This window comes from Sulfuricaulis sp., from assembly GCF_049587675.1.
Lineage (GTDB): Bacteria > Pseudomonadota > Gammaproteobacteria > Acidiferrobacterales > Sulfurifustaceae > Sulfuricaulis.
Map to the genome: position 1 here is coordinate 1 of NZ_JBAVEJ010000211.1, position 24,842 is coordinate 24,842.

Here is a 24,842-nt window from a genome sequence, read left to right on the forward strand (position 1 = left end):
CATCCCCACTTCGTGGGGGGCGCCCCGGAGCGTCGGCCGAGGGACCCGCGCAGCGGGATCGGCCAGCGAAGGGGACGCCAGCGACCGCATGCGGGGCACCTGCATCCCGCGCAGCGGTCGCATCCCCAGAGGGGCCCCTGCTCCGTGCTGCGTGGTCGCCATCTCCCTGCTCATGCCGCCGCGACCTCCTGTTCCCGGCGCAGCATCTCACCAGCCAGGGCGAGATAGGCCTGCGCGCCTTTTGATTGCATGTCATAGGCGATCACGGGTTTGCCATGCGACGGCGCCTCGGCAAGCCGGATGTTGCGCGGAATGATGGTGCGGTAAAGCTTATCGCCGAAATGTTGTTTCAGCTGCGCCGAGACCTCGTTGTCAAGATTGTTGCGCGGGTCGTACATGGTGCGCAACAGCCCCTCGATTTCGAGTTGCGGATTAAGCGTTTCGCGGATCTTGCGGATGGTGTTAAGCAGCGCCGTGAGCCCCTCGAGCGCATAGTATTCGCACTGCATTGGAATCATTACCGACTGCGCCGCGACCAGCGCGTTCACCGTGAGCAGGTTCAGCGCCGGCGGACAATCGATGAAAATATAATCGTACTGCGAGCGTACGTTCTCGATCGCGCTGCGCAAACGCCGCTCGCGCCGGTCGAGCTCGATGAGTTCCACCTCGGCGCCCGAGAGCCGGCTGTTGGCCGGCACCAGGTCGTAACCGGCCTCGACCGGCACCCGCGCAACCTCGATCGGCTGCAAACCGAGGAGCACGTCGTAGGTGGTGACGGGATGCTCTTCCTTATTGATGCCACTGCCCATGGTGGCGTTTCCTTGTGGATCGATGTCGATCAGCATCACGCGCCGGCGCGTCCTGACGAGCGAGGCGGCGAGGTTGATGCTCGTCGTGGTCTTGCCGACACCGCCTTTCTGATTGGTGATTGCTACGATCTTGCCCATCGGGCAGATGCTCCTTCCCGTCAATTCGTCGGCGCCAGGATGACCACATGCCGCGCGGCATCGAGGCCCGGTATCCGCAGTGACTTCACTTCCGATCGGTAACCGTCGGTAACCGCCGCCAGCTCTTCCTGCGGAAACACGCCCTTCATGACCAGGAACCGGCCGTGCGGCGCGCACAGGTGGCGACTCGCGGCCAGCATATCAGGAATGGACGCGAACGCGCGAGCAATCAGCGTATCGAATTTTGTCTCCGGATGGAATTTCTCCACGCGTTCCTGCTGGACAACGACGTTTTTCAGGCCCAGTTCATGCAAGGCCTGTGTGGCAAAGCGTGTCTTTTTGGCATTGCTGTCGAGCAAGGTAAATTCGAGATCCGGGCGGGCCAGTGCCAGCGGGATTCCGGGCAAACCGGCTCCCGTGCCGATATCCAGCACCCGAGGCCCTTGCAGGTATGGCAGCACCGTCAGGCTGTCGAGCAGGTGCCGTGGCACCATTTGCTCCGGGTCGCGTACCGCCGTGAGATTGTAGGCACGGTTCCACTTCTCGAGGAGTTCCAGGAAGTTCAACAGTTTTTTCTGTACCGGGGCGGCGAGATCGAGCCCCATCTCGCGCAGGCCTTGCTGCAACAGTTTTTCTAGCGTCATGTGGCTCCGGTACTTGCTTTCAACATTGATTTTCGGCCCTGGTCACGCAATTTAAGCCTTTCATCCCCTTGGCGCTATCCGTGCCCCGAATGCTGGACTAAGCTCGCAGAAGACAGGCCTCGCATGAACACATCCATGATATCGAAGTTCCCGGCACTCTTTTTCAGTGTCTTGTGGATTTCTATTTCCGACGCCGCCGAGAACAACCCGCCGGAATCCACGTACAGTCCCGCCGCGGAAGCCGCCCCGGCCTTGGCGCGCGCGCCAGTGCTGATTGCCGGCAGTGTCACACGCGCGCTGTTCACCCGCCAGGTAAAAGATCTCGAGCCGGTGGATACCGTTTCAGTCCTCACTAACGACATAACCCGCATCACCTATTTCACGGAAATCCACAGCATGGCCGGGCAAACCATCACGCATCGGTGGGAATATAATGGCAAGATTTTGCTGGAAAAAAAACATGAGGTGGGTTCATCGCGCTGGCGGGCGTATACGAGCAAAAAACTCGACCCCACGATGCTCGGCGAATGGAAAGCTTCCGTGGTGGATGCCGCCGGCGGCACGCTCAGCGTGAACACCTTCACGTATATGAGGAAATCCAAAACTGGCGCGGCGCCAGTTTCAACGGCGCCGAACTAACCGGGGTTTGCAGACGGCGCGCCTCAGGCGCCATGCAAAAACCACCACAGCACGAGGCTGGAGAAAAGCGCCAAGGCAGTAATCACGCCGCCCCAGAGACGTGGCTTGGCGCTGACCATTTTATCCAGATGGTAATGGGGCATATCGAGCGGCTTGGTCAGCTGACGCGTAGAGACCCAGCGGTTGGCGGATTCGGACCAATCCTTGAGCTTGCCGACTTTAAACAGCGACATCAGACCAACCACGATGGCCAGGATGGCGCCCAGCAGAATTATCATTATCAAGGTGACCCAAATGACCTCCCACACAACGGCCGACAGTTTCACGCCGCTGTAGAGTAGCGCGAGCAAGCTGCCGCCGTCCGCAACACTCACCCCGGAGATGAAAATCGTCCCCTTGATCAGGATCAGCGCGGCGCTCGCCAGCATGATCGCGCCGAGTGCGCGAGGATAGCGCAGCATGGTGCGATCAGCCTGGCGCGGTATCGCGAGCGGCTTGGTCATCCGGCGCGTGGAAATCCAGCGATTGGAAATCTTTAACAGATCTCCCAAGCGCTGCGGTGCCGCGATCATCAGGACACCAATTAAAAAGGCGAAGAGATTACCGAAGATGAGAAACAGGATCAGGTAGTACAGCGTGCTGCCCGGGGAAATCGACACGTGTTGCCTCCTGTGTTTTCGCTGGTGACTTGCGCCACCGTCTTCACCATTTTAGCCGTTGGAAACGGGTGCGAAGGAATTTGCAACGTGCGCACCGGCACTCTGGCAGCTAGGCGCGCCAGCGGCGCAGATGCACGAGCAGTAACGAAATTGCCGCGGGTGTCACACCCGAGAGGCGCCCGGCCTGACCCAGGGTGGTAGGCCGGTGCGACACCAGCTTCTGGCGCACTTCGACCGAGAGCCCGCGCACACGGTGATAGTCGAAATCCTGCGGCAGTATCGTCTCTTCGTGGTGCCGGTGCAACGCGATTTCCTCCTGCTGGCGTTCGATATAGCCGGCGTATTTGGCCTGAATTTCGAGCTGGTCTGCCGTCTCGGCATCGACCGCCGCCGCGCCAGCACCGGGCAGGGACATAAGCGCCGCGTAGGAAACCTCCGATCGGCGCAGCAGTTCCATCAGGCTGGCGGCACGGGCGAGCGGCTGGCCGATGACACGGAGCGCATCTTCCTGGGGCAGCGACTCCGGATGCACCCAGGTTTTCTTCAGCCGCTCCTGTTCGCGACATATCGTTTCAGACTTTTCGCTGAAACGGGTCCAGCGTGATTCATCCACGAGCCCGAGGCTCCGGCCGATCCCAGTCAATCTCAAATCGGCGTTGTCCTCGCGCAGTGACAGCCGGTATTCGGCGCGCGAGGTGAACATGCGGTAGGGCTCGGTGACGCCGCGGGTGATGAGGTCGTCGGTCATCACGCCAAGATAGGCCTGGTCGCGCCGCGGCCACCACGATTCTTTTTCCTGCACCTGGCGCGCGGCATTGATGCCGGCGATAAGGCCCTGCGCCGCCGCTTCTTCGTAACCGGTGGTGCCGTTGATCTGGCCGGCGAAGAACAGCCCCGGCAGCGCCTTGGTTTCAAGCGTCGGTTTCAGGTCGCGCGGATCGAAATAATCGTACTCGATGGCATAGCCGGGACGCGTGATGACGGCGTTCTCGAAACCCTGGATCGAGCGCACCAGGTCCCATTGCACGTCGAAGGGCAGACTGGTGGAGATGCCGTTCGGATAAACCTCGTGCGTGTTCAGTCCTTCGGGTTCGACGAAGATCTGGTGTCGATCCTTGTCGGCGAAACGCATCACCTTGTCCTCGACTGAGGGACAGTAACGCGGGCCCACGCCTTCGATCACCCCGGTGTACATCGGCGAGCGGTCGAAACCGGCGCGGATGATTTCATGCGTGAGCTCGTTCGTGTAGGTGATGTGGCATGACACTTGGCGCGGGTGCTCGGCACGCGAGCCCATGAACGAAAACACCGGTGTCGGCTCGTCGCCCGGCTGTGCCGCGAGCGTCGAGTAATCGATCGTGCGTCCATCGAGGCGCGGCGGCGTGCCGGTCTTCAGGCGGCCGACGCGGAATGGCAGTTCACGCAGGCGCGCGGCCAGCGCGTTCGACGGCGGATCGCCGGCGCGTCCGCCCTGATAGTTCGAAAGACCGATATGAATCCGGCCGCCCAGAAAAGTGCCGGTGGTCAGCACCACGGCGCGCGCGCGGAATTCAATGCCCATCGCCGTCACCACACCGGCGATGCGGTCACCTTCGACGATCAGATCATCGACGCTTTGCTGAAATATTGTGAGGCCATTCTGGTTTTCCAGAAACGCGCGCACCGCGGCCTTGTAGAGCACGCGGTCCGCCTGCGCGCGCGTGGCGCGCACCGCCGGGCCCTTGCGAGCGTTGAGAATGCGGAATTGGATTCCGGCGCGATCGGCGGCCCGCGCCATGATCCCGCCCAAGGCGTCGATTTCCTTCACCAGATGTCCCTTGCCGATGCCGCCGATCGCCGGGTTGCAGGACATCTGGCCGATGGTCTCAATGTTCTGCGTCAGTAGCAGGGTTTTCGCGCCCAGGCGCGCGGCAGCCGCGGCGGCTTCGGTGCCGGCATGGCCGCCACCGATCACGATGACGTCATGGATTTCGGGATGCTGCATGGGATCAAGGCTTGGCTAGAGGGCGCGACATCATAGCAAGGATGCACGGAGCCGCCTATGCGCGCAATGGCTTCAGGAGGGTTTGGTATTGAAAATGGTCCAGTAGTAATCCAGCTCCTGCACCACCTGGCGGAACTTGTCGAAGTCGACGGGTTTGGCGATGTAGCTGTTGACGTAGTGGCGGTAGGCCTCATGCACATCGCGCTGGTCGGTTGAGCTTGTCAGGACCACCACCGGAATGTCTTTCAGCTTCACGTCTTCCTTCACGGTCTTCAGGATCTCGAGTCCGTCGATTTTGGGCAGCTTGAGATCGAGCAGGATCATGTCCGGGCGCGGGCTTTTTATGGGATCCTGATAGTCCCCGCGGCGGTATAGGTAATCGAGCGCCTGCTCGCCATCACTCACGACATGGACCGGGTTGGCGAGCCGGTCTTCCTTGAAAGCACGCAGGATAAGCTTGACGTGCGCGTCGTTGTCCTCCACCAGCAGGATACGGATCGGTTGTTTATTATGTGTGCCGGATTGGTCCATCTCTTCATCCCTGCAAATGGATATCCCTGGTAGAAACCTGAGCGCCTTGTTTAACCATAACGGATTCCGGCAGCGCTATCCAGAAGGTGCTTCCTTGACCGGGCTCGGATTCCGCGGTGAGATGCCCTCCGTGGGATTCGATGATCCGGCGTGAAATCGTCAGCCCGACGCCGGTTCCGTCGGTATGGCTGTCGAGGCGCTGAAACAGCTCGAAAATGCGCTCCTGGTACTCCTTCTTGAAGCCGATGCCGTTGTCGCGCACGTACAGGCGGAACCATTCCCCCTCGTGACGCCAGCCAATCTCAATCTCCGGCGGTACCCCGGGGCGGTGGTACTTGAGGGCGTTGTCCACCAGGTTTTGCAATACCTCGCCCAGGCGCACCGGGTCTACCCACAGCCGCGGGATGTCAGGGGCAATGCGTATCGTGGCGTGCTTCTGCTTGATTTGCCGGGCGCAACGCGCCCGCAGCTCATCCAGCAGCGCATTGATATCCACCTCTCGGGCCTCGCCGGCAACGTGTCCGAGGCGCGCGAGTTGCAGCAGATTCTCGATCAGGCCCTGCATGTCTGCAACGGCCTTTTTTATTTCAACAATCGAGTCGGCCGCTGCCTCGCCATCCAGTTTGGCGATGTCTTTTTCCACCAGGCTGGCGAAACCGCCAATGGTGATGAGCGGGCTCTTGAGATCGTGCGAGATGGTGTAGACGAAATTTTCCATCTCGACATTGGCCGCGGTGAGTTCGGCCAGCAAGCGCTCGCGCTCGGCTTCGGCGTGTTTGCGCTCGGTGATGTCATACAACACCACCAAGTGGACGCCCTCAAATGACTTGCCAATGGGAGAAGCGCTCACCAGAACGGTTTTCACCGTTCCGTCCTTGGACCGCACGTTGAGCTCGATGGGCGTGAATGCCATGTTATCCCGTCGCGCTTTATCAAGCGTGGCTTGCCAGGTGTCCGCCACCCACTGCCGGTATTCAGGATCCGGGTAGGCCTTGGGCCACCAGTCGGCGAGCGTCGGGATATCCTCACGGGTATAACCAAAAGTCCCGGTAAAGGCCGGGTTCAGAAAGGTGATGTTCTGATGCTCGTCGTTCAAGGCCTGCGGCACCGGCGAGGCATTAACGATCGCGTGCAACTGCATGACGCTGGCTTCTTTCAATTCCTCCACCCGCCGGCGCTCCGTGATGTCTTCACCGATGCTGGCCGTGCTCAAGACCTGGCCTCGCGGGTCGCGAAACACGGTATTGTTCCAGGCAATCAAGCGCCGCTCGCCGCTGCGGGTGATGATTTCGTTCTCGTAATAGATCGGAGCGCTACCGGCAGCAATGATCTCCAGAAAAACCGATTTTTTTACTTGGTCACGGATGTCGGGCGGCAGGAAAATATCGAACCAGCTGCGGTGCAATATCTCCTCGCGTTGCCAACCCGTGAGCCTGAGCAGGAAATCGTTGCACAGGATGATGTTGCCCTCGTGATCCAGCATGACAGCGATCAATTCCAAGTTCTCCAGCAGCGCGCGAAAGCGCTGCTCGGTTTGTTCCAGCGCCTGCTGGGCGCGCTTGCGCGCCGTGATGTCGGTGATGGTGCCGACCATGCGCCGCGGCCGGCCGGCCGCATCGCGCTCGACCACCTTCCCGCGCGACTGAATCCACACCCAGTCGCCGTTTTTGTGGCGCATGCGGTATTCCGGTTCGTAGGCGCGCGCGGGATCGTCGAAATGTGCTTGCTGAGCCGCCCGCGCCCGCGGCTGATCCTCGGGGTGCAGACGCTGATACCAGGTTTCAAAGGAATCGGCCAATTCGTCGTCGGCATAGCCGAGTATCGCCTTCCACCGCGGGCTGAAATGCGCCGTGTTGGCTTGCACGCCCCAGTCCCACAGCCCGTCGCTGGACGCCTCGAGCGCAAGCTTCAGGCGTTCTTCGCTCTTCGCCAACGCGTGAGTGGCGGCATCGAGTTCCTGCGTACGCTGTCGCAAGCGCGCCGCTTCGCGCTGGCGTTGCAACGCCACGAATACGAGCAGGGAAAGTAGCATGGCCCCCACGGCGAGAATGATAGCGAACTCTGTCGCCAGGCGTTGCTGGTGCCGGTACACGTCTGCGAGATCGATGCGCAAACGCAGCGTGGCTTCGCCCCGGTAGGAATAGCTGATGGGTTGTTCTAGCGTGAGAGCGTGCTCGACATTGCCCGGACGCTGGTAAGTTGCCAGCACGAAACCGTTGGCGGAAACCAGCTGCAGGTGTGCGATGCTGCTATTCGTCTTGCCCCAGTCGCGCAGCAGACGTTCGATATCCTGGTACCGCCCGGCTTGCAATTCGACCGAAATAAACGCGGCAAGCACATGTAGCTCGCGCCCGGATGACTCACGCGTAAGCTTCAGGTCTTCATCGAAATTTTGACGCAGGCTCATCCACGATGCCGTGCCCAACAGCAGCAGCACGGTCGCCAACGCGAACCAGGGCCAATGTGCGACGAAGCGTGGCGTGGCTCTCATGAGTGTTCAGCGCGGGCCAGAAGCCGTGTTGCCCACAATGGCGCGCAGGCTGTCGTAGTCCTTGTCCTGCGCGGGTACCAGTGCGGTCATGTCCTCATGTATGGCATTCATGATTACTTTTCCTTCCGCGGTGTCCTTCAGTTGCCATAGCGCACGTCGCAACGTGTCGGTCAGCGCGGCGGGAAGCTTGGCGCTGGCGACAAAAACATGATCGGCAACCGGCGGCATCGTGGCCAGCACGCGCAAACCCTTGGGCGCGAGCTCCTTAAACACCTCCTGCTTCACCGCCCCGGCATCGTAATCGCCCGCGAGCACGGCGAGCGCCACGTTTTTGTGCGCTCCCAGAAATGCGTGGTGGGCCAAAGCGCTCTCCGGGACGCCCGCCTGTTGCAGCAGGCGCTGAGGAATCACGTGGCTCATGGTGGAGTCGGGGTCGCCGTAGGCGAAGCGCTTGCCCTTCAGGTCCGCCAGCGTCAGCAACGGGCTGTCCTGGCGTACGATAATCACACCGCGCAGATACGGCTGTCCGCCAACCTCCTGGCGCGCGAGCAGCGGTTTGTTGCCGTGGCGGGTCACCAGTTTCACGTAGGACACCGGCCCCATGTATGCGATGTCGACGCTACCCGTGCCAATGGCGTCGATGTGATGTTCGTAGTCGCGGCCGACGCGCACCGTGACGGGCCGGCCGGTGACATGCGCCAGATGCTCAGCAAGCGGTGTGAAGCGCGTCATGATTTCCGCCGAAGGCAGATAGGGATGAACCGCAAGGATCAGCGGTTGTGTTGACGCCGCGCCGGCTAGCGACGCGAGGCACGCCAATAAAGCCGCAACCAGCCATGAGCTAATCCGATGCATGTTTCCTCTCCTCGGGGCGGGCTGTGGGTCCGGGACCCGTCGCTTTGCCAAACCATCATTAAGGACGACGGGGCGCAGCGGCTGGGGTCAGGCCGCCTCACTGGCAACAAACGTGGGTGCCGGCCGGCCCAGATGATAACCCTGGGCATAATCCACCCCGAATTCCCGCAGCATTGTGAGCGTACGTTCGTCCTCGACGAACTCCGCGATGGTCTTCTTGCCGAGCGCGTGCGCCACCTCGTTCATGGATTTGACCAGTGCCTGGTCGACCGCGTCACTGGCGAGGTTCCGCACAAAGCTGCCATCGATTTTGAGGAAATCCACCGGCAACGCCTTGAGGTAGCTGTAGGAGCTGAAGCCCGAGCCGAAATCGTCGAGCGCGAACTGGCAGCCGAGTGCCTTCAGTTCGGTGATGAACACCTTGGCGTCCAGAAAGTGCGAGATTGCCTCCTGTTCGGTGATTTCGAAGGTGAGGAACGACGGCGGCACGCTGTGTTCATGCAGCTTGCGGGAGATCAGCGGCAGAAGCGTGCGGTACTCGAATGCTTTACCGGAGAGATTGATGGCAAAGTGCTGACCTGCTCCGTTCCTGATCAGCTCCCCGGCTTGGGCGATCACGCGGGTAATGACCCATTGGTCAATTGCCTGCATCAAACCGAAGCGTTCGGCCGCCGGGAGAAACGCCCCGGGGCCAATCAGCTCGTCTCCCTTCTGACCGCTGCGCAGGCGCAGGAGCGCCTCGTGGTGCATCGTGGTTCGGTCGCTCACCTGCACAATCGGTTGATAGAACAACGTGAATTCATCGCGCTCAATCGCCTGACGGATGCGGCCCGCCCAGCCAACGTCCGCCACCATGATCGCCTTGGATTCATCGCTTGGATCGTAGACATGAAACTGGTTGCGGCCGCGCGACTTGGCCAGGGTGCAGGCCATATCGGCATGGCCCAGGAAATCGCCGGGCGTGGACTCGTGGTCGGATAACAAGGCAGCGCCAATGCTGGCCGAAAGATTGAAGGTCTTGCTCTCATAGGTGAAGCTCTGATCGGCGAGCAGGCGGCAATAGGACTCCGCCGCGATCCGCAGCCGCTCCGGGTCCACCTCCTGCAACAGCACGGTGAATTCATCGCCCCCGAATCGGGCCAGCACGTCACCGTGACGCAAGCGATCGCGTAACAGGACAGAAATCTCGACCAGCAGCTTGTCACCCGCGGCATGGCCGACAATATCATTGATGTACTTGAAATTATCGAGGTCGATGTACAGCAAACCACTGTGCAGCGGGCCGCGCCCGATGTGGGCCACGGCGCGTTCAAGCTCTTCCTGGAAATGATGGCGGTTGTAAATCCCGGTCAAGGCATCGTAGTTGGCGAAGTGCTCCAGCTGTCGCTGGTGCTCCTTCTGTTCGGTGATGTCGCGCGCCGTTCCCATGGTGCCGATGATGTTCCAGTTCCGGTCCATGCGCGGCTTGGCATTGAAACTCATGATGCGCTGGGTGCCGTCGGCGCGCAGGTGCACGGTCTCATGGTGCATCACTTCCTTGCCTCTCAGCAGTTGCTCAAACACCAGCAGATCGTTCTCGAGGCAGTCGGGGTGGACGAAATCACCGAACGGTTTGCCGATCAGCTCGTCGGGCTGACTACCGTAGATGGATTTGGCCGCACTGTTCAGGTAAGTCCAGTGGCCTTCGAGATCCTGGGCCCACACGAGATCGTGCGCCGATTCCACGACATCCATAAAGCGCGATTCGCTGTCTTTCAGCGCCCGCTCGGTTGCCTGGAATTCGGTGTCGTCACGGTAGACGCCTTGCAGACCCACGACACGTTGACGTCCGTCGAACAGAGGCGAGAGCATCGCCAGAACATGGCGCCGCAGATGGCTGGCATGTTTCGGTATGATTTCGAGCGGCAGGTTTATCACGCGCTCGCCGGATGCCTGCAGGTATTCCACTGCCTGCTGCAGACGTTTGCGCATGTCCGGGGTCGTGATGCTCACCAGAAAATCCAGCCCACCCCTCGCGATCTCGGCACCGGTGTAGCCGCAACAGCCCCGGTTGGCGACACCTTCGCGATGATTGAAATAAAAGGCGAAGGCCGTGTCTGATGTATTTTCGAGAATTGTCGCAGCCAGCACTCGCTTGAGCGAAGCCGCGCGCTGTACGGAAACGCGTGGGATCGGCTTGGCCCGTTTTTTTTTCTTTGGAGCAGTGGTCATCGCGGCGGGGGATTTGACCGTCGTCAACAAAGCGCTATCTATGTGAACCGATTACTCATCATTTAGGCTGCCTAACGGCTTGGCCAGGGACGCAAGATGTATCACTGACTATTAACCAAGTTAAGCATAAACTCCGCACGAAACCTCGAAACCAGTATGCGCAGCGCAGAATTACCTATGCCTTGGCAGCAACAAGACGCCTGCCAATTTGTATTAAACCATATTAATAATGTGGTTATATACCCTCGGCAGCGGTTGCCGGCCTGAGCAGCCCTTCCGGGAACTGGGCTATATTTGGACTCCGACCCGATTGAATCTGCATTTATGGCCATCGCCCCTGAAAAAGCGACGCCCCCGGCCAGTCACCTGCTCGATGCCGTTATCCTGCGTATCGGCCAGATCGTACTCGGCAAAGAACGCCAGGCGCGGCTGTCGCTCGCCTGCCTGCTCGCGCGTGGTCATCTGCTGATCGAGGACCTGCCGGGGGTGGGTAAAACCACCCTCGCGCACGTACTCGCGAAGGTCCTGGGGCTGCAGTTCAAGCGCGTCCAGTTCACCGCCGACCTGCTGCCAGCCGATATACTCGGCGTTTCCATCTATCAGCCCGAGGGCAAGAATTTCGTTTTCCATCCGGGACCGCTGTTTGCCCAACTCGTGCTCGCGGACGAAATCAACCGCGCCACGCCCAAGACCCAGAGCGCGCTGCTCGAGGCCATGGAAGAACGCCAAGTCACCGCTGACGGTGTGACGCACAAACTGCCCGAGCCGTTCTTTGTCATCGCCACGCAAAATCCGCATCACTTGATCGGCACCTTCCCCTTGCCCGAATCGCAACTCGATCGTTTTCTCATGCGCATCGAGATGGGCTACCCGGATCGGGCGGCGGAACGCGCCTTGCTCAAGGGCCGCGACCGGCGCGAGCTGGTCGAATCACTTCAGCCCGTCATCAGCGCCGACAAGCTCGCGAGCCTGCAACAACTGGCTACGCGCGTGCACGTCGCCGAGCCATTGCTCGATTACGTACAAAACCTGCTCGATGCCACGCGTCGCGCCGGCGAATTCGCCGAAGGGCTTTCCCCCCGGGCCGGCCTTTCGCTGCTGGCCGCAGCCCGTGCCTGGGCCATGCTCCATGGCCGCGACATGGTATTGCCGGAAGATGTCCAAGAAGTTGCGCCGAGCGTGATTGGCCATCGCCTGCGTCCCGCGGGCGATGGCCGTGCCGTTTCCGTCGCGCGCCTCCTCGAGTCCGTGCCCATTCCCTGATGTCTGTCACGCACGCGCCCAGCGAGGTAATCCTGGGGCGCCGACAGCTGTTCATGCTGCCGACCCGCTTTGGGCTGCTGTTTGCCTTGCTGCTCGTGGTGCAGTTGCTGACCGCGATCAATTACGGAAACGGCTTGGCATATGCGCTGACGTTCCTGCTCGGGTCACTCGCCGTGGTGTCGATGCTTTACACCCATCGCAACCTTTTTCGATTGCGCCTCGCCGCCGGAATCTGTACACCGGTATTCGCCGGCGAGACCGCCGTGTTCCGGATACACCTGACGAACGACAGCGACACGCCGCGCTTCGGTGTAACGATACTGCACGAGAAAAAAGAAATCGCCAGCGTGGACATTTCCGCACAGGATTCCGCCGATGTCGAACTGCCCATACCTACCAAAAAACGCGGTCATTTGGCGATACCGCCGGTGACGGTAACCACGCGCTTCCCGCTGGGCCTGCTCTATTCCTGGTCACGGCGTGTCGCGCTGGAGCAATCCTGTCTGGTTTATCCGCGCCCGGCGGACTCCATGCCACGTCGGACCCGCGACCAGGAAACGCTCGACTCCATGCACGGGCTCGGGGCCGGCGGCGATGATTACATCGGTACGCGCGAGTTCCACCCCGGCGATTCGCCGCATCACGTGGACTGGAAGGCGGTGGCGCGCGGCGAAGGCTGGTACATCAAACAATTCGGCGGCGGTTATCAGCCCACGATATGGCTCGACTGGGACACGCTCCCAGACCTGGACACGGAAACGCGGCTCTCCGTCCTCACTCGCTGGGTGCTGGATGCCGAACGCGACGGGATGCTCTATGGTCTGCGTCTGCCGGAAAAAACCTTGGCACCGGCGAATGGCGAATATCACCAGCACGAGTGCCTGCGCGCACTCGCGCTGTTTGGGCAGAAATCATGAGCGCGGCCAATACCAGCCGGCCGGTACTGCACAGCCTGCTGGCCGCCGGCGCCTGCGCGGTGCTGCCCCACGCCCTGGAACTGCCGCTGTGGGTTATCGCGGTATTCGCCATCGGTGCCGCGTGGCGCTATGCCTACGAGGCCTTTCAATGGTATCGGCCGGGTCGCCTCGTGCGCCTGGCGCTGATGCTGCTCGTCATCGTGGCGGTGTTTCGGCAATACCATACGCTGCTGGGTCGCGACCCGGGCATCGCGCTGCTGATCACCTTGCTGGGATTGAAGTTCCTCGAACTCAAGACACAGCGCGACTTCGTGGTCAGCCTGCTGGTATTCTATCTGGTCATCCTCGGCAGCTTTCTTTATTCGCAATCGTTGTGGCTCGGCGCGTGGGCGCTGGTCGCGGTGGCGGCATGCACCGCGGCGCTGATGCATCTCATGCAGCCCGCGGGCATGAATATGTCCCGGCGTCTGCGGCTTTCGGGGGTCATGCTCGCCAAGGCGCTGCCGCTCATGGTGATTGTCTATCTGCTGTTCCCGCGCATCAGCGGCACGCTCTGGGGGATGCCGGCGGATGCCTACAGCGGACTCACCGGCATGCCGGACGTGATGCAGCCGGGCAGCATACGGAACCTCAGCGAATCCTCGGAAATTGCCTTCCGCGTCAGCTTCGACGGCACACCACCACCCCTGCGCGAACTCTACTGGCGCGGGCTGGTGCTCACGGAAACCGACGGACGCAGTTGGCGCCGCGGAACCGCGCAACCCGGCGGAAAGGATTCATTCGTGCCGCTGGCCGAACCGGTGCGCTATGACGTGATCTTGGAACCCAGCAACAAGCCGTGGATGCCGGCGCTCGACCTGCCGGCGACGCGGCCTAAAGGCGCCCGCTATCAGGCGGACTTCACCCTGGAGCATCGCGAGCCAATTCGCGAACGCCTGAACTACACGCTCACCTCCTATATCCGTTACAACACCGGCGCGCTCAAAACATCGGAACGCGAACAAACCTTGCGGCTGCCGTTGAACATAAGCGCCCGCGCGCGGGCGCTAGCCGAAAAGTGGCGCCGGGAAAATATAAATCCTTTGTCGGTGGCACAAGCCGCGCTCGATTACTTTCGCCGGGAGAGTTTCTTTTACACGCTTAGCCCACCGTTGCTCGGCGATAATCCGATGGATGACTTTCTGTTCACCACCCACCGCGGATTCTGTGAGCATTTCGCTGCGGCATTCGTAACGCTCATGCGCGCGGCCGGCATCCCGAGCCGCGTCGTCGTCGGCTACCTCGGCGGCGAACTCAACACGGCGGGGAATTATCTGATCGTGCGTCAATCCGATGCCCATGCCTGGGCGGAGATCTGGACGGCGGAACGCGGCTGGGTGCGCGTGGACCCGACCGGCGCGGTGGCTCCCGAACGCATCGAGCTCGGCTTGGACGCCGTGCGCCGCCTGGAACAACAAGGCATCAGTCTCGGCAGCTTGTCAGCGGATGCCGTGCTGCGTGCCATGGAGGTGGACTGGTTTGAATACGTGGCGCGTCATGCGCGCTGGTATTGGGATCTGACGAACATGACGTGGTACCGCTGGGTGGTGGACTACGACAAGGTGCGCCAGGAACGGTTTCTTGCGTCACTGGGTCTCGACGATATTTCATGGGGTCGTTTGACCGGCCTGCTGACCACCGGTGTGCTGCTAATCATGCTGGTGTATGCGCTATGGCTGTGGCGCCCGAAAAAATCTGCCGACCCGGCGCAGGCGGCTTATCTGCGCTTTTGCCGCAAGCTCGCGCGGGCGGGCCTCAAGCGTGCACCATACGAAGGTTCACATGCATTTGCTGAACGTGCAGCACGAAAACGATCGGACATAGCGTCTTCCATATCGGAAATTACCGGTCTCTATGAAGACCTGCGCTACGGCCGTGCGACGGCTGATCATAATAAATTCACATTGCTGAAAAAAAGAATCGCGGCGTTCCGCGTATGATTACTTCCCAATACAAAAGCTGGAAAATATCTGCCCCAGCAAATCGTCGGGCGTGAACTCACCGGTAATTTCAGACAGCGCCTGCTGTGCCAGACGCAGTTCCTCCGCCAGTAATTCCGTCCTTAGGTCCGCAATCGGTACATCCCTGTACCGCTTCTCCCCGGCGCGCGATTCCTTGAGCTGCGCTCTTCCCTGAACCAGATGTTCTTGCGCATGGCGGATAGCATCGAGATGCCGCCTGCGCGCAATGAAAGTACCTTCGCCCGCCGGTTGAAAACCCATGCTTTCTTTTAAATGCTGACGCAACGTATCCAGCCCGGCGCCGGTCTTCGCCGACAAGGCGATTTCAACGCTGCCCGATATATTTGTAATCCCGGCCGCGCGGCGGCTTAAATCGATTTTGTTGCGGATCACGCTGCGTGGCAAATTCGGCGGCAGAAATTTTTCAACTTCCGCCGGCAGGCGGCCACCGGCGGCGTCATCCAACACCAGCAGCACGCGATCGGCGCGTTCCATCTGTTCGCGCGCGCGGCGGATTCCTTCGGATTCGATCGCATCGCGCGCGTCGCGCAGGCCGGCAGTGTCCACGATGTGTAGCGGCATGCCGTCAATGTGAATGCGCTCGCGCAGCACATCGCGCGTGGTGCCGGGAATCGGGCTGACGATCGCGGTTTCGGATTGGGCCAACGCGTTCAGCAGGCTCGACTTGCCGGCGTTCGGAGGTCCGGCCAATACCACGGTCATGCCGTCGTGCAGTAGGCAACCCTGGCGCGTGGAGTCAAACAGTTGCCCGATGTCGCGCTCCAACATATCGAGCTCCCGCAGTACGCGTTTGTTGGCCAAAAAATCAATTTCTTCTTCGGGAAAATCAATCGCGGCTTCAACGTACAAGCGCAGACGTGTAAGCCCCTCCACGAGCGCATGCACCCGCCGGGAAAACTCGCCCTCGAGTGAACGTAACGCGGAGCGCGCGGCGGTTTCCGAACCGGCCTCGATCAGATCGGCCACGGCCTCGGCCTGAGCCAGATCGAGCTTGCCGTTTAAAAAGGCACGCTCGGAAAATTCACCGGGGCGCGCGGGGCGCGCCCCGAGTTCCAACGCGCGACTGAGCACCATGTCGAGTATCACCGGGCCGCCGTGGCCGTGCAGTTCGAGGACGTCCTCGCCGGTAAAGGAATGCGGCGCTGGAAAGAACAGCGCCAAGCCCTGATCGATAGGCTGGCCCGTACGGTCGCGAAAGTGGGCGAAGGTGGCGTAGCGAGGAGGCGGGAGTTTGCCGAGCATGGTCGCGGCAATACGCCGTGCGACGGGACCTGAGAGGCGCACGATACCGATGCCGCCGCGTCCCGGCGGCGTGGCGATGGCGGCAATGGTGTCAGCGGGAATCACGCGAGCGTGATGCGGCGTTACTTCTTGCCCTCGACGATGCGCGTGATCCGCCACTGCTGCGCGATGGACAGGACGTTATTTACCGTCCAGTACAGCACCAGGCCTGAGGGAAAAAACAGAAACATGGCGGTGAACATGAACGGCATGATCATGAACACCTTCTGCTGCACCGGATCTACAGGCTGGGGGTTGAGTTTCTGCTGCGCGAACATCGAAACACCCATGATGATGGGCAGTATGTAATACGGGTCCTGCGCTGAAAGGTCCTTGATCCAGCCGATCCACGGCGCCTGGCGCATCTCGACGCTTTCGAGCAGCACCCAGTAGAGCGCCAGGAACACGGGGATCTGAATCAGGATCGGCAGACAGCCGCCGAGAGGATTGATCTTCTCGGTTTTATACAACTCCATCATCGCCTGGTTTAGTTTCTGGCGATCGTCGCCGTAACGCTCCTTGAGCGCTGCCATCTTGGGCTGCATCTTGCGCATGTGCGCCATGGATTTGTAACTCGTCGCCGACAGCGGATAGAACACGGCCTTGATGAGGATCGTGAGCACGATGATCGCCCAGCCCCAGTTGCCGAGCAGGCGGTGGATTGCCGCCAACAGCCAGAACAGCGGAGCCGAGATAACCGTGAGCCAACCGTAGTCCACCGTCAGGTCCATGCCTTCGGGAAGCGTCTTGAGAATCTTGTGTTCCTTGGGGCCGGCGTAGATCGAGACGCGGATCCGTCCATCTCCACCGGGCGCAATTTTTGTCGGGTTGGTGTTTTTGAAGCCGAGCACGTGGCGCGTGTTATCGAGCACGTCGCTGTAGAATTCATTGCGCTCGTCCTTGGGCAGCATCCACGAACCCACGAAGTAATGCTGCAACATCGCCACCCAGCCGCCGGTGACTTGGCGCTTCAGCGGTTTCTCCGCCATCTTGTCGAGGGGGATTTTTTCGTACTTGTTCTCCGGCGTGTAAATAGCGCCGCCGGTATAACTCGGGGCTACATTCATGAATCCACCGGAAGGAGTGTGTGTGCGCTGGAACTGGCCGTAAAAATATCCGGACCATTCGTGGCGGCTCGCGTTCTTCACGTCGAACTCGACGTCGACTACATAGCTGCCACGGTGGAAAATGTAGGTCTTGGTGTATTGCACGCCATCCGGCGCGCGGAAGATTAGCGGCACGCGCAGATCGTTCTGGCCGTCTGCCAGCGAATAGCGCGCCGCCTCGGCGGTGTAGCGGGTTTTATGATTCGGATACTGGCCTTCGAGTCCGATAAGCCCGGATTGAGCGATAAACAGCTCGCTACCTTCGTCTTGCATCAACGGGAACGGTTGCTCGGGCTTATCCGCCGAGACCGGGTAGTGACGCAGAGCCAAGCCGCGCAGGTCGCCGCCTTGGGTATCAATGACAGCGTCGAACATGTCAGTACGCACCTCGATACGCGAGCCGCGTGACAATGCCTCGGTAGCCTTGGGGGCGGGGACCGCCTCCGTCGCCACCGCAGGGGTGCGGGGAACCTCGGGTACCGCACCTGGTTGCGTAGCGGGTGTGGTCGTAACGGTTGTGCTATCGGGGGGGCGTGCGTTCTCCTGCTCCCATGCCTGCCAGAGCAGCATCAACACCAGGGCTAGTCCAAAAAAAAGAAACAGGCGTTGGTTATCCATGTTTATGTGCCGAGACAGAGCTGGTTTGGATGGCAGGAGGAACCGGATCGTAACCTCCGCTGTGCCAGGGATGGCAACGCAACACGCGTCGCAGCGTTAACCGCAGCCCCCGCAGAACACCATGGTTTTCCAGGGATTCGATCGCGTAATGGGAGCAGCTGGGATAGAACCGGCAGTGATTTCCCAGCCAAGGGCTTAACAGGTAGCGGTAACTGCGGAGGATAGCTATGAAGATTTTTTGCACTGTTTTTCGACCTTATCCCAGATCTGCTGTAACGATGCACGTAATGAAATCAACTGCGCCGTTCCGGCACGCGGACCAGCCACCACTACGATATCCAACCCGCTGAATTTTTCCTTCTGGCACCGGAACGATTCGCGAATCTGGCGTTTTACGCGGTTTCGCACCACGGCCCGCGGCGAAGTCTTGCGCGAGACGACGATGCCTAAACGCCCGTAGGGGTGAGGGTTTGGGATCGCGTAAACACCGAAAAAATCGTCACGCCAGCGCGTGCTGCTCTTCAGGGTCACTTTGAACTCTGCCGGCCTCAGCAGCCGGTATGACTTGGACAGCCCGCAGCGGGCGCTCGTCAAATTCAGACGCCTAGTCGGCGACGGCCTTTGGCACGGCGCGCAGCCAGTATACGACGGCCGCCCACTGTCTTCATGCGGGCGCGGAATCCGTGGGTGCGCTTGCGCTTGATCACGCTGGGTTGATATGTGCGTTTCATCGGTTGGTTCTTCTATTGGTAGCGGCGGCAACGGTGTTGCTGCAAAAGGGCGGCAAACTTACTGCCTCGTATCGAGGTTTGTCAATACATAATTGTTCTAACTGGCTGTAAATACGAAGGGCCGATTATGCCTGTGGATAACTCCAGATTATCTGGCTAGACTTCCGCTCCCCAAATTTTGTCCGTTTGTGGATCAACCAAACAAATGCACTCGCCTATCTGGAAGAAATGCCTGGAAAGGCTTGAAGAGGAGCTGTCAGCGCAACAATTCAATACTTGGTTGCGTCCGCTGCATGCTGTCCAGGATACAAATGTATTGAGATTGCTCGCCCCCAATCGTTTTGTCATGGACTGGGTGCGCGAACGGTTTTTCGATCGGATTGCTGAGTTAATCGGCGAATACAGTGGTGGCGTCCTCAAGGTGCAAGTTGAGGTTGGAAGCCAGTCGCGGCAGGTGACAGCGAACGTCAGAACCTCTGCGTTAACTGCAGAACCAACGCCATCACCCAAGGCCCCGTCTATCATCGGCCGTCTCGATTCTACATTCACCTTTGAAACACATGTCGAAGGCAAATCAAACCAACTCGCGCGCGCGGCTGCAAAGCAGGTGGGTGAAAACCCCGGAGGGGCTTATAACCCGCTTTTCATCTATGGTGGCGTTGGCTTAGGCAAGACCCATTTGATGCAAGCGGCGGGCGATTTGATGCTCAAGCATCGTCCCGAAGCGAACGTTGCATACGTTCACTCCGAGCGTTTTGTTTCCGATATGGTAAAGGCCTTGCAACATAACGCGATTAACGACTTCAAGAAACTTTACCGTAACCTTGATGCACTGCTGATCGATGATATTCAGTTTTTTATCGGCAAAGAGCGCTCCCAAGATGAATTGTTCCATACTTTCAATGCATTACAAGAGTCAAAGCGCCAAGTTATCATCACTGCCGATCGCTTCCCAAAGGAATTGATGGGGGTTGAAGAACGGCTGATCTCGCGCTTTGGTTCGGGTTTGATTGTGTCGATTGATCCGCCAGAACTGGAAACACGAGTTGCGATTCTGATTAAGAAAGCCAAGCAGGAAGGGGTGGATTTGCACGAGGACGTTGCTTTCTTTATTGCCAAGCGTGTACGTTCGAATGTGCGTGAACTCGAAGGAGGGTTGCGCCGAATTCTAGCTAGCGCTTATTTCACCGGCCGGCAAATTGATGTCTCCCTGGTTAGTGATAGTCTGAAGGACCTTATTTCATTCCAGGAACGCTTAGTCACGGTTAATAACATTCAAAAAACTGTAGCGGAATATTTTAAAATCCGTATTTCTGATTTGCACTCGAAAAGCCGATCACGCCAAGTAACAAGGCCGCGACAGGTAGCCATGGCGCTCGCCAAGGAGCTCACGGACCATAGTTTGCCTGAAATTGGCGATGCTTTTGGTGGTCGTGACCACACAACAGTTCTGCATGCTTGTCGGAAAGTCTTGGAGCTAAAGGCTAAGGATTCCAGAATGAACGAGGATTACAGCAACCTCATCCGGCTTTTGACAACATAATTTAGCAGTCTGGTGATAACTCTGTGCATGTAGTTTGTAGAATTTCACTGAGCCGGTATCATTCAGAACTTGCAGACCTTACTCACAGGAACTGGGCTTGTTGCGCACATGATGTTCATTTCATTTCGCGCTGAACGACCGTGATATAGGTGGTTTGTTAACAGAATCAGGCCTTGCTTGTTACAACAATCTAAATTTTATCTAGGTAAATTATTGAAATGCAGATCAACCTCACGCGTGAGGATTTACTCAAACCGTTGAGTTATGTCGCCGGTGTAGTTGAACGTCGCCAAACGCTTCCTGTGTTGTCCTTCGTACTGCTGAAATTGCAGGACGGAGAACTAACGCTAACCGGCACCGACCTGGAGATAGAGGTTGTTGCAAGGATAAAGGGGCTCAAGGGGAATAACGCCAGCGCAGAGATCGCGCTTCCTGCCAGAAAGCTTTTTGATATTTGCCGCGCCTTGCCTGCTGACGCAGAAATCACCATCAAGCGGGAGAAAGAAGGCGAGAAAGCCACCATCAAGTCCGGCAAGAGTCGCTTCGCGCTTGCTACCGTACCAGTCGCTGATTTTCCCAATATACAATCCCAACAATGGGAGCAAGCACTTACTATATCTCAAGCGAGCCTTAAGAATCTTTTCGAGCAAACCCACTTTTGCATTGCTCAGCAGGATGTCAGATACTACTTGAACGGCTTGCTGCTCGAGTTTGTAGACAAAAAGTTGCGCGCTGTTGCGACCGATGGTCACCGAATGGCGATTAGCGAAATTCCCTTGGAGAAATCCAACAAGAGCGAGAAACAGGCCATTGTGCCACGCAAAGGCATTCAGGAGATGATGCGTTTGTTGGATGACCCTGATGGCATGGTTGAAATTCAAGTCAGCACTAATCACTTCCGTGCGCAAACCAGCGGGTTTGTGTTCACTTCAAAACTCATCGATGGTCGGTATCCCGACTATACAAAAGTTATCCCACACTCCCAGTCGAAGCTCCTGAAATTGCCGCGCGAGGCAACTCGTGAAACCCTAGGAAGGGTCGCTATACTATCAAGTGAGAAGTACCGCGGAGTTCGCTTCAGCCTGAGCAACAAATCATTACAGATCACGGCACATAATCCGGAACAGGAAGAAGCCCAAGAAGAAGTGAGCGTTGACTACTCAGGAGAAGCCATGGAAATAGGCTTTAATGTGAATTACATGATCGAAGCCATTTCTTCGCTGTGTAGTGAGTATGTGGTTTTTGGCCTCAACGATCCCAATAGCAGTTGCACTCTCGCATCTCCCGAGGCGCGCTATCCCCAATACGTTATAATGCCGATGCGGCTCTAATTGTGACCCCCGCAAGCATGTTCCACGTGGAACGTATCACACAAAAATATGGGTTTCACGTGGAACAGTCACCGCACAACCTTCAATGACACAGTCAAAAAAGGACAATCCGTCCATTTACGATTCAGGCAGCATCCAAGTCCTTAAGGGGCTGGATGCTGTCCGTAAGCGCCCTGGCATGTATATCGGTGATACCGATGATGGGACCGGACTGCACCACATGGTTTTCGAGGCTGTTGATAACTCGATTGATGAAGCATTAGCGGGTTTCTGTAATCGTGTGAAAGTGACCATACATGCGAACAGTTCGATAACAGTATCTGATAATGGTCGCGGCATCCCAACCGATTTAATTCCCGACGAAGGACGGTCAGCAGCAGAAGTAGTAATGACCGTATTGCATGCCGGCGGAAAGTTCGATCAGAATTCCTATAAAGTTTCGGGTGGCCTCCACGGTGTGGGTATCTCTGTGGTTAACGCACTATCCGAATTGCTTGAATTGACGATACGCCGCGCTGGCAAAGTGTATTACCAGAAATACCTGCTAGGTGTGCCGCAAGCACCCCTTAAGGCAATTGGAGAGAGCAGCGAAACAGGGACAGATGTCCGTTTCAAGCCCAGCAGCAAAATTTTCAGCAATACGACATTCAATTATGACATCCTGGCAAAAAGGCTACGCGAGCTGTCGTTTTTGAATTCCGGGGTCAAAATTTCGCTAGTTGACGAGCGGACTGGTAAGGAAGATACATTCGAATATAAGGGCGGTATCGCAGCATTTGTCGAACACCTGAACCGGAATAAAAACCCGTTGCATCCGAAGCCGATCCAGATCACGGCCGAACGTGATCGCATCACGGTTGAGCTGTGCATGCAATGGAATGACTCCTACCAGGAAAATATTTTCTGCTTTACCAACAATATCCCGCAGCGTGACGGCGGAACTCATCTTGCCGGTTTGCGAGCCGCCATGACGCGTACACTCAATCAATATATTGAAAAAACAGGCTTGGCCAAGAAAGAAAAGGTTGAAATCAGCGGAGACGATGCACGCGAAGGCTTAACGGCCGTGCTCTCCGTGAAGGTGCCTGACCCCAAATTTTCCTCACAAACTAAGGATAAGCTGGTCTCATCCGAGGTGAAGGGGGTTGTTGAATCAATAATCAACGATAAACTCTCTGAATTTCTTGAGGAAAATCCTTCCGACGCGCGCGCCATCGCCATCAAGATTGTCGATGCGGCACGAGCTCGCGAAGCGGCCCGTAACGCCCGTGAAATGACACGGCGCAAGGGAATCATGGATGTAGCCGGTCTCCCGGGAACGCTGGCCGACTGCCAGGAACGTGATCCGGCCAAATGCGAGCTGTATCTGGTCGAGGGTGACTCCGCCGGTGGATCTGCCAAACAGGCGCGCGATCGCAAATTTCAAGCCGTGCTTCCTCTCAAGGGCAAGATTCTGAATGTCGAGCGCGCGCGCTTTGACAAAATGCTGTCTTCCACCGAAGTGGCAACCCTGATCACGGCCCTGGGGACGGGGATTGGGAATAATGACTTTGATATCAATAAGTTAAGATATCATCGTGTAATCCTGATGACAGATGCCGACGTCGACGGTTCACACATCAGGACCCTGCTTCTGACTTTTTTCTACCGACAAATGGGCGAATTGATTAGTCGTGGACATGTCTATATTGCCCAGCCGCCACTCTTCAAAATCAAACAGGGTAAACAGGAGCGCTATCTCAAGGACGAAAACGAATTGCAGGAATTCTTGCTTGAGGCTGCATTGACCGATGCAGTGCTGTTTGCCGCGGGTGGTCAGGAAGTGAAGGGAACCGAGCTCGCCAATCTTTGCCGCAGCTATCTTGCCGTGGAACAGACGATTAAGCGCCTGTCACGGCGTTATGACGCCGAAGCGCTGCGTCGTCTAATCTACATGCCGCGCATTACGGCTGAACTACTCAAGAACAAAAAGCTGACTGAGAAATTTGTGCAGGAATTACAGGGCCGTTTGTCCACCGATGCCGGCCATCGAAGCCGTTATGAAGTGACCTTAGGCATTGAGACACGCAATAATCTGCATGAAATGAGCGTGTTGCGGCATGAGCATGGCACGGCTACCCGCACCAAGATCGACGCTGAATTTGTCTCCTCCGGCGAATATGCATCGATGCGAGCGCTGGGCGAGCGCCTGGAAAAATTTTTTACCGCCGAGGCCACGATCCAGCGCGCCGACAAAAATCAGAAGGTTATGAACATCAACGACATGCTGGAATGGCTGATGGCCGAGGCGCGGCGCGGCCAGACCATTCAGCGCTACAAAGGTCTGGGCGAGATGAATCCAGAGCAACTGTGGGAAACCACTATGGATACGAGCGCGCGACGCCTGCTTAAAGTGAACGTCGATGATGCTGTTGCCGCGGATGAGGTCTTTACCATGCTCATGGGTGACCAGGTGGAGCCGCGCCGTGAGTTTATCGAAAAGAACGCGCTGGACGTTTCCAATCTTGATGTTTAATTAATCCATCGCTATTGGCTATGCGCACAGGACTCAGTGCAGAGTGCGCGGAATACTCAGCGTGAAAGATGGTATTTCTGCATCAAACGCGGTGCCATCATCGGCGATCATCTGATAACTACCCTTCATCGTGCCAACCGGAGTTTCCAGAATAGTGCCGCTGGTATATTGGAAACTGGAGCCCGGCAGCAAATAGGGTTGCTCACCGACCACGCCCTCGCCGCGTACCTCTTGGGTACGTTCATTGGCATCGGTAATGATCCAATGTCGTGTCACGAGCCGTGCCGGCACCGAGCCTGAATTGGTAATCGTGACGGTATAGGCGAACACATAGCGGTCATCGTCCGGGGCTGACTGGCCGGGAAGATACACCGTCCTGACGTCAATCTGTATCTGATGCTTTTCGTTGGCGGTCATGTGTCCTCTCACTTTAAGGTCGGAGGCAAAAACAATTCTGCATCACTTTACGACGCTTGGGTATCACTTAAGTTTCCGCCGCGGCGGATAAGCCAGCCAAGTCAAAATCACCAAAGTCGTAAAAACCGTATATATCAG

21 protein-coding genes are annotated in these 24,842 nt (G+C 58.1%); 7 read left to right on the forward strand and 14 right to left on the reverse strand.

Annotation, left to right across the window (positions count from 1 at the left end; translation table 11 throughout):
- Window positions 1-170: 170 nt before the first annotated feature.
- On the reverse strand, window positions 171-947 hold the full coding sequence (locus WB402_RS10835; RefSeq protein WP_424207744.1) for a ParA family protein: 777 nt from the start codon (window positions 945-947) through the stop codon (window positions 171-173).
- A 20-nt stretch (window positions 948-967) separates the two neighbouring features.
- Window positions 968-1,591 (reverse strand): 16S rRNA (guanine(527)-N(7))-methyltransferase RsmG, encoded by a 624-nt coding sequence (gene rsmG / locus WB402_RS10840; protein ID WP_424207746.1) that lies wholly within the window; start codon window positions 1,589-1,591, stop codon window positions 968-970.
- A gap of 123 nt (window positions 1,592-1,714) precedes the next feature.
- Between rsmG and WB402_RS10845 the strand changes: the two genes are divergently transcribed.
- On the forward strand, window positions 1,715-2,230 hold the full coding sequence (locus WB402_RS10845; protein ID WP_424207748.1) for a DUF2914 domain-containing protein: 516 nt from the start codon (window positions 1,715-1,717) through the stop codon (window positions 2,228-2,230).
- A gap of 23 nt (window positions 2,231-2,253) precedes the next feature.
- On the opposite strand, the gene WB402_RS10850 is transcribed toward WB402_RS10845, so the two are convergent.
- From WB402_RS10850 to WB402_RS10875, 6 genes are all read right to left on the reverse strand, one after another.
- Window positions 2,254-2,889, reverse strand: a complete 636-nt coding sequence (locus WB402_RS10850; protein ID WP_424207750.1) for a hypothetical protein — start codon at window positions 2,887-2,889, stop codon at window positions 2,254-2,256.
- Between the two features lie 109 nt (window positions 2,890-2,998).
- Window positions 2,999-4,873 carry a tRNA uridine-5-carboxymethylaminomethyl(34) synthesis enzyme MnmG gene (gene mnmG, locus WB402_RS10855; RefSeq protein ID WP_424207752.1) on the reverse strand — a complete coding sequence of 625 codons (1,875 nt, stop codon included), beginning with the start codon at window positions 4,871-4,873 and terminating at the stop codon, window positions 2,999-3,001.
- A gap of 72 nt (window positions 4,874-4,945) precedes the next feature.
- Window positions 4,946-5,404 carry a response regulator gene (locus WB402_RS10860; protein ID WP_424207754.1) on the reverse strand — a complete coding sequence of 153 codons (459 nt, stop codon included), beginning with the start codon at window positions 5,402-5,404 and terminating at the stop codon, window positions 4,946-4,948.
- A gap of 4 nt (window positions 5,405-5,408) precedes the next feature.
- Window positions 5,409-7,895 (reverse strand): PAS domain S-box protein, encoded by a 2,487-nt coding sequence (locus tag WB402_RS10865; protein WP_424207756.1) that lies wholly within the window; start codon window positions 7,893-7,895, stop codon window positions 5,409-5,411.
- Between the two features lie 6 nt (window positions 7,896-7,901).
- Window positions 7,902-8,750: a phosphate/phosphite/phosphonate ABC transporter substrate-binding protein gene (gene phnD / locus WB402_RS10870; RefSeq protein WP_424207758.1), complete on the reverse strand. Its 849-nt coding sequence runs from the start codon at window positions 8,748-8,750 to the stop codon at window positions 7,902-7,904.
- Between the two features lie 87 nt (window positions 8,751-8,837).
- Entirely contained in the window at window positions 8,838-10,961 is a 2,124-nt protein-coding gene (locus WB402_RS10875) for a putative bifunctional diguanylate cyclase/phosphodiesterase (protein WP_424207760.1), read from the reverse strand.
- 324 nt (window positions 10,962-11,285) lie between these two features.
- Here WB402_RS10875 and WB402_RS10880 point away from each other — a divergent pair, with 324 nt between their 5' ends.
- From WB402_RS10880 to WB402_RS10890, 3 genes are read left to right on the forward strand one after another with little or no spacing between them, the layout of a single operon-like run.
- Window positions 11,286-12,224 carry an AAA family ATPase gene (locus WB402_RS10880; protein ID WP_424207762.1) on the forward strand — a complete coding sequence of 313 codons (939 nt, stop codon included), beginning with the start codon at window positions 11,286-11,288 and terminating at the stop codon, window positions 12,222-12,224.
- Window positions 12,224-13,141 (forward strand): DUF58 domain-containing protein, encoded by a 918-nt coding sequence (locus WB402_RS10885; protein WP_424207764.1) that lies wholly within the window; start codon window positions 12,224-12,226, stop codon window positions 13,139-13,141. The genes WB402_RS10880 and WB402_RS10885 overlap by 1 nt, the downstream gene beginning before the upstream one ends.
- Window positions 13,138-15,120 carry a transglutaminase TgpA family protein gene (locus WB402_RS10890; RefSeq protein ID WP_424207766.1) on the forward strand — a complete coding sequence of 661 codons (1,983 nt, stop codon included), beginning with the start codon at window positions 13,138-13,140 and terminating at the stop codon, window positions 15,118-15,120. Before WB402_RS10885 ends, WB402_RS10890 begins: the two co-directional genes overlap by 4 nt.
- Here the strand turns inward: WB402_RS10890 and mnmE are convergent, their stop codons facing one another.
- Genes mnmE through rpmH form a run of 5 tightly spaced genes read right to left on the reverse strand, consistent with a single transcriptional unit; the run spans window position 15,121 to window position 18,898 of the window.
- On the reverse strand, window positions 15,121-16,509 hold the full coding sequence (gene mnmE, locus WB402_RS10895; RefSeq protein WP_424207768.1) for a tRNA uridine-5-carboxymethylaminomethyl(34) synthesis GTPase MnmE: 1,389 nt from the start codon (window positions 16,507-16,509) through the stop codon (window positions 15,121-15,123).
- A gap of 17 nt (window positions 16,510-16,526) precedes the next feature.
- Window positions 16,527-18,167 carry a membrane protein insertase YidC gene (gene yidC, locus WB402_RS10900; protein ID WP_424207770.1) on the reverse strand — a complete coding sequence of 547 codons (1,641 nt, stop codon included), beginning with the start codon at window positions 18,165-18,167 and terminating at the stop codon, window positions 16,527-16,529.
- A complete protein-coding gene (gene yidD, locus WB402_RS10905; RefSeq protein WP_424207772.1) occupies window positions 18,160-18,411 on the reverse strand; it encodes a membrane protein insertion efficiency factor YidD in 252 nt (83 codons plus the stop codon). The genes yidC and yidD overlap by 8 nt, the downstream gene beginning before the upstream one ends.
- Window positions 18,393-18,761: a ribonuclease P protein component gene (gene rnpA / locus WB402_RS10910; RefSeq protein ID WP_424207774.1), complete on the reverse strand. Its 369-nt coding sequence runs from the start codon at window positions 18,759-18,761 to the stop codon at window positions 18,393-18,395. The genes yidD and rnpA overlap by 19 nt, the downstream gene beginning before the upstream one ends.
- A gap of 2 nt (window positions 18,762-18,763) precedes the next feature.
- On the reverse strand, window positions 18,764-18,898 hold the full coding sequence (gene rpmH / locus WB402_RS10915; protein WP_372523419.1) for a 50S ribosomal protein L34: 135 nt from the start codon (window positions 18,896-18,898) through the stop codon (window positions 18,764-18,766).
- Between the two features lie 205 nt (window positions 18,899-19,103).
- Between rpmH and dnaA the strand changes: the two genes are divergently transcribed.
- The 3 genes from dnaA to gyrB all read left to right on the forward strand — a co-directional run bounded on the left by dnaA (window position 19,104) and on the right by gyrB (window position 24,287).
- On the forward strand, window positions 19,104-20,441 hold the full coding sequence (gene dnaA / locus WB402_RS10920; protein WP_424207777.1) for a chromosomal replication initiator protein DnaA: 1,338 nt from the start codon (window positions 19,104-19,106) through the stop codon (window positions 20,439-20,441).
- Window positions 20,442-20,659: 218 nt separating this feature from the next.
- The gene (gene dnaN / locus WB402_RS10925) at window positions 20,660-21,772 is read left to right on the forward strand and encodes a DNA polymerase III subunit beta (protein ID WP_424207779.1); all 1,113 of its coding nucleotides are present in this window, start codon (window positions 20,660-20,662) and stop codon (window positions 21,770-21,772) included.
- Between the two features lie 85 nt (window positions 21,773-21,857).
- Entirely contained in the window at window positions 21,858-24,287 is a 2,430-nt protein-coding gene (gene gyrB / locus WB402_RS10930; protein ID WP_424207781.1) for a DNA topoisomerase (ATP-hydrolyzing) subunit B, read from the forward strand.
- 33 nt (window positions 24,288-24,320) lie between these two features.
- Here gyrB and apaG read toward each other — a convergent pair whose 3' ends face one another.
- Entirely contained in the window at window positions 24,321-24,704 is a 384-nt protein-coding gene (apaG, locus tag WB402_RS10935; protein ID WP_424207783.1) for a Co2+/Mg2+ efflux protein ApaG, read from the reverse strand.
- Window positions 24,705-24,842 lie beyond the last annotated feature (138 nt).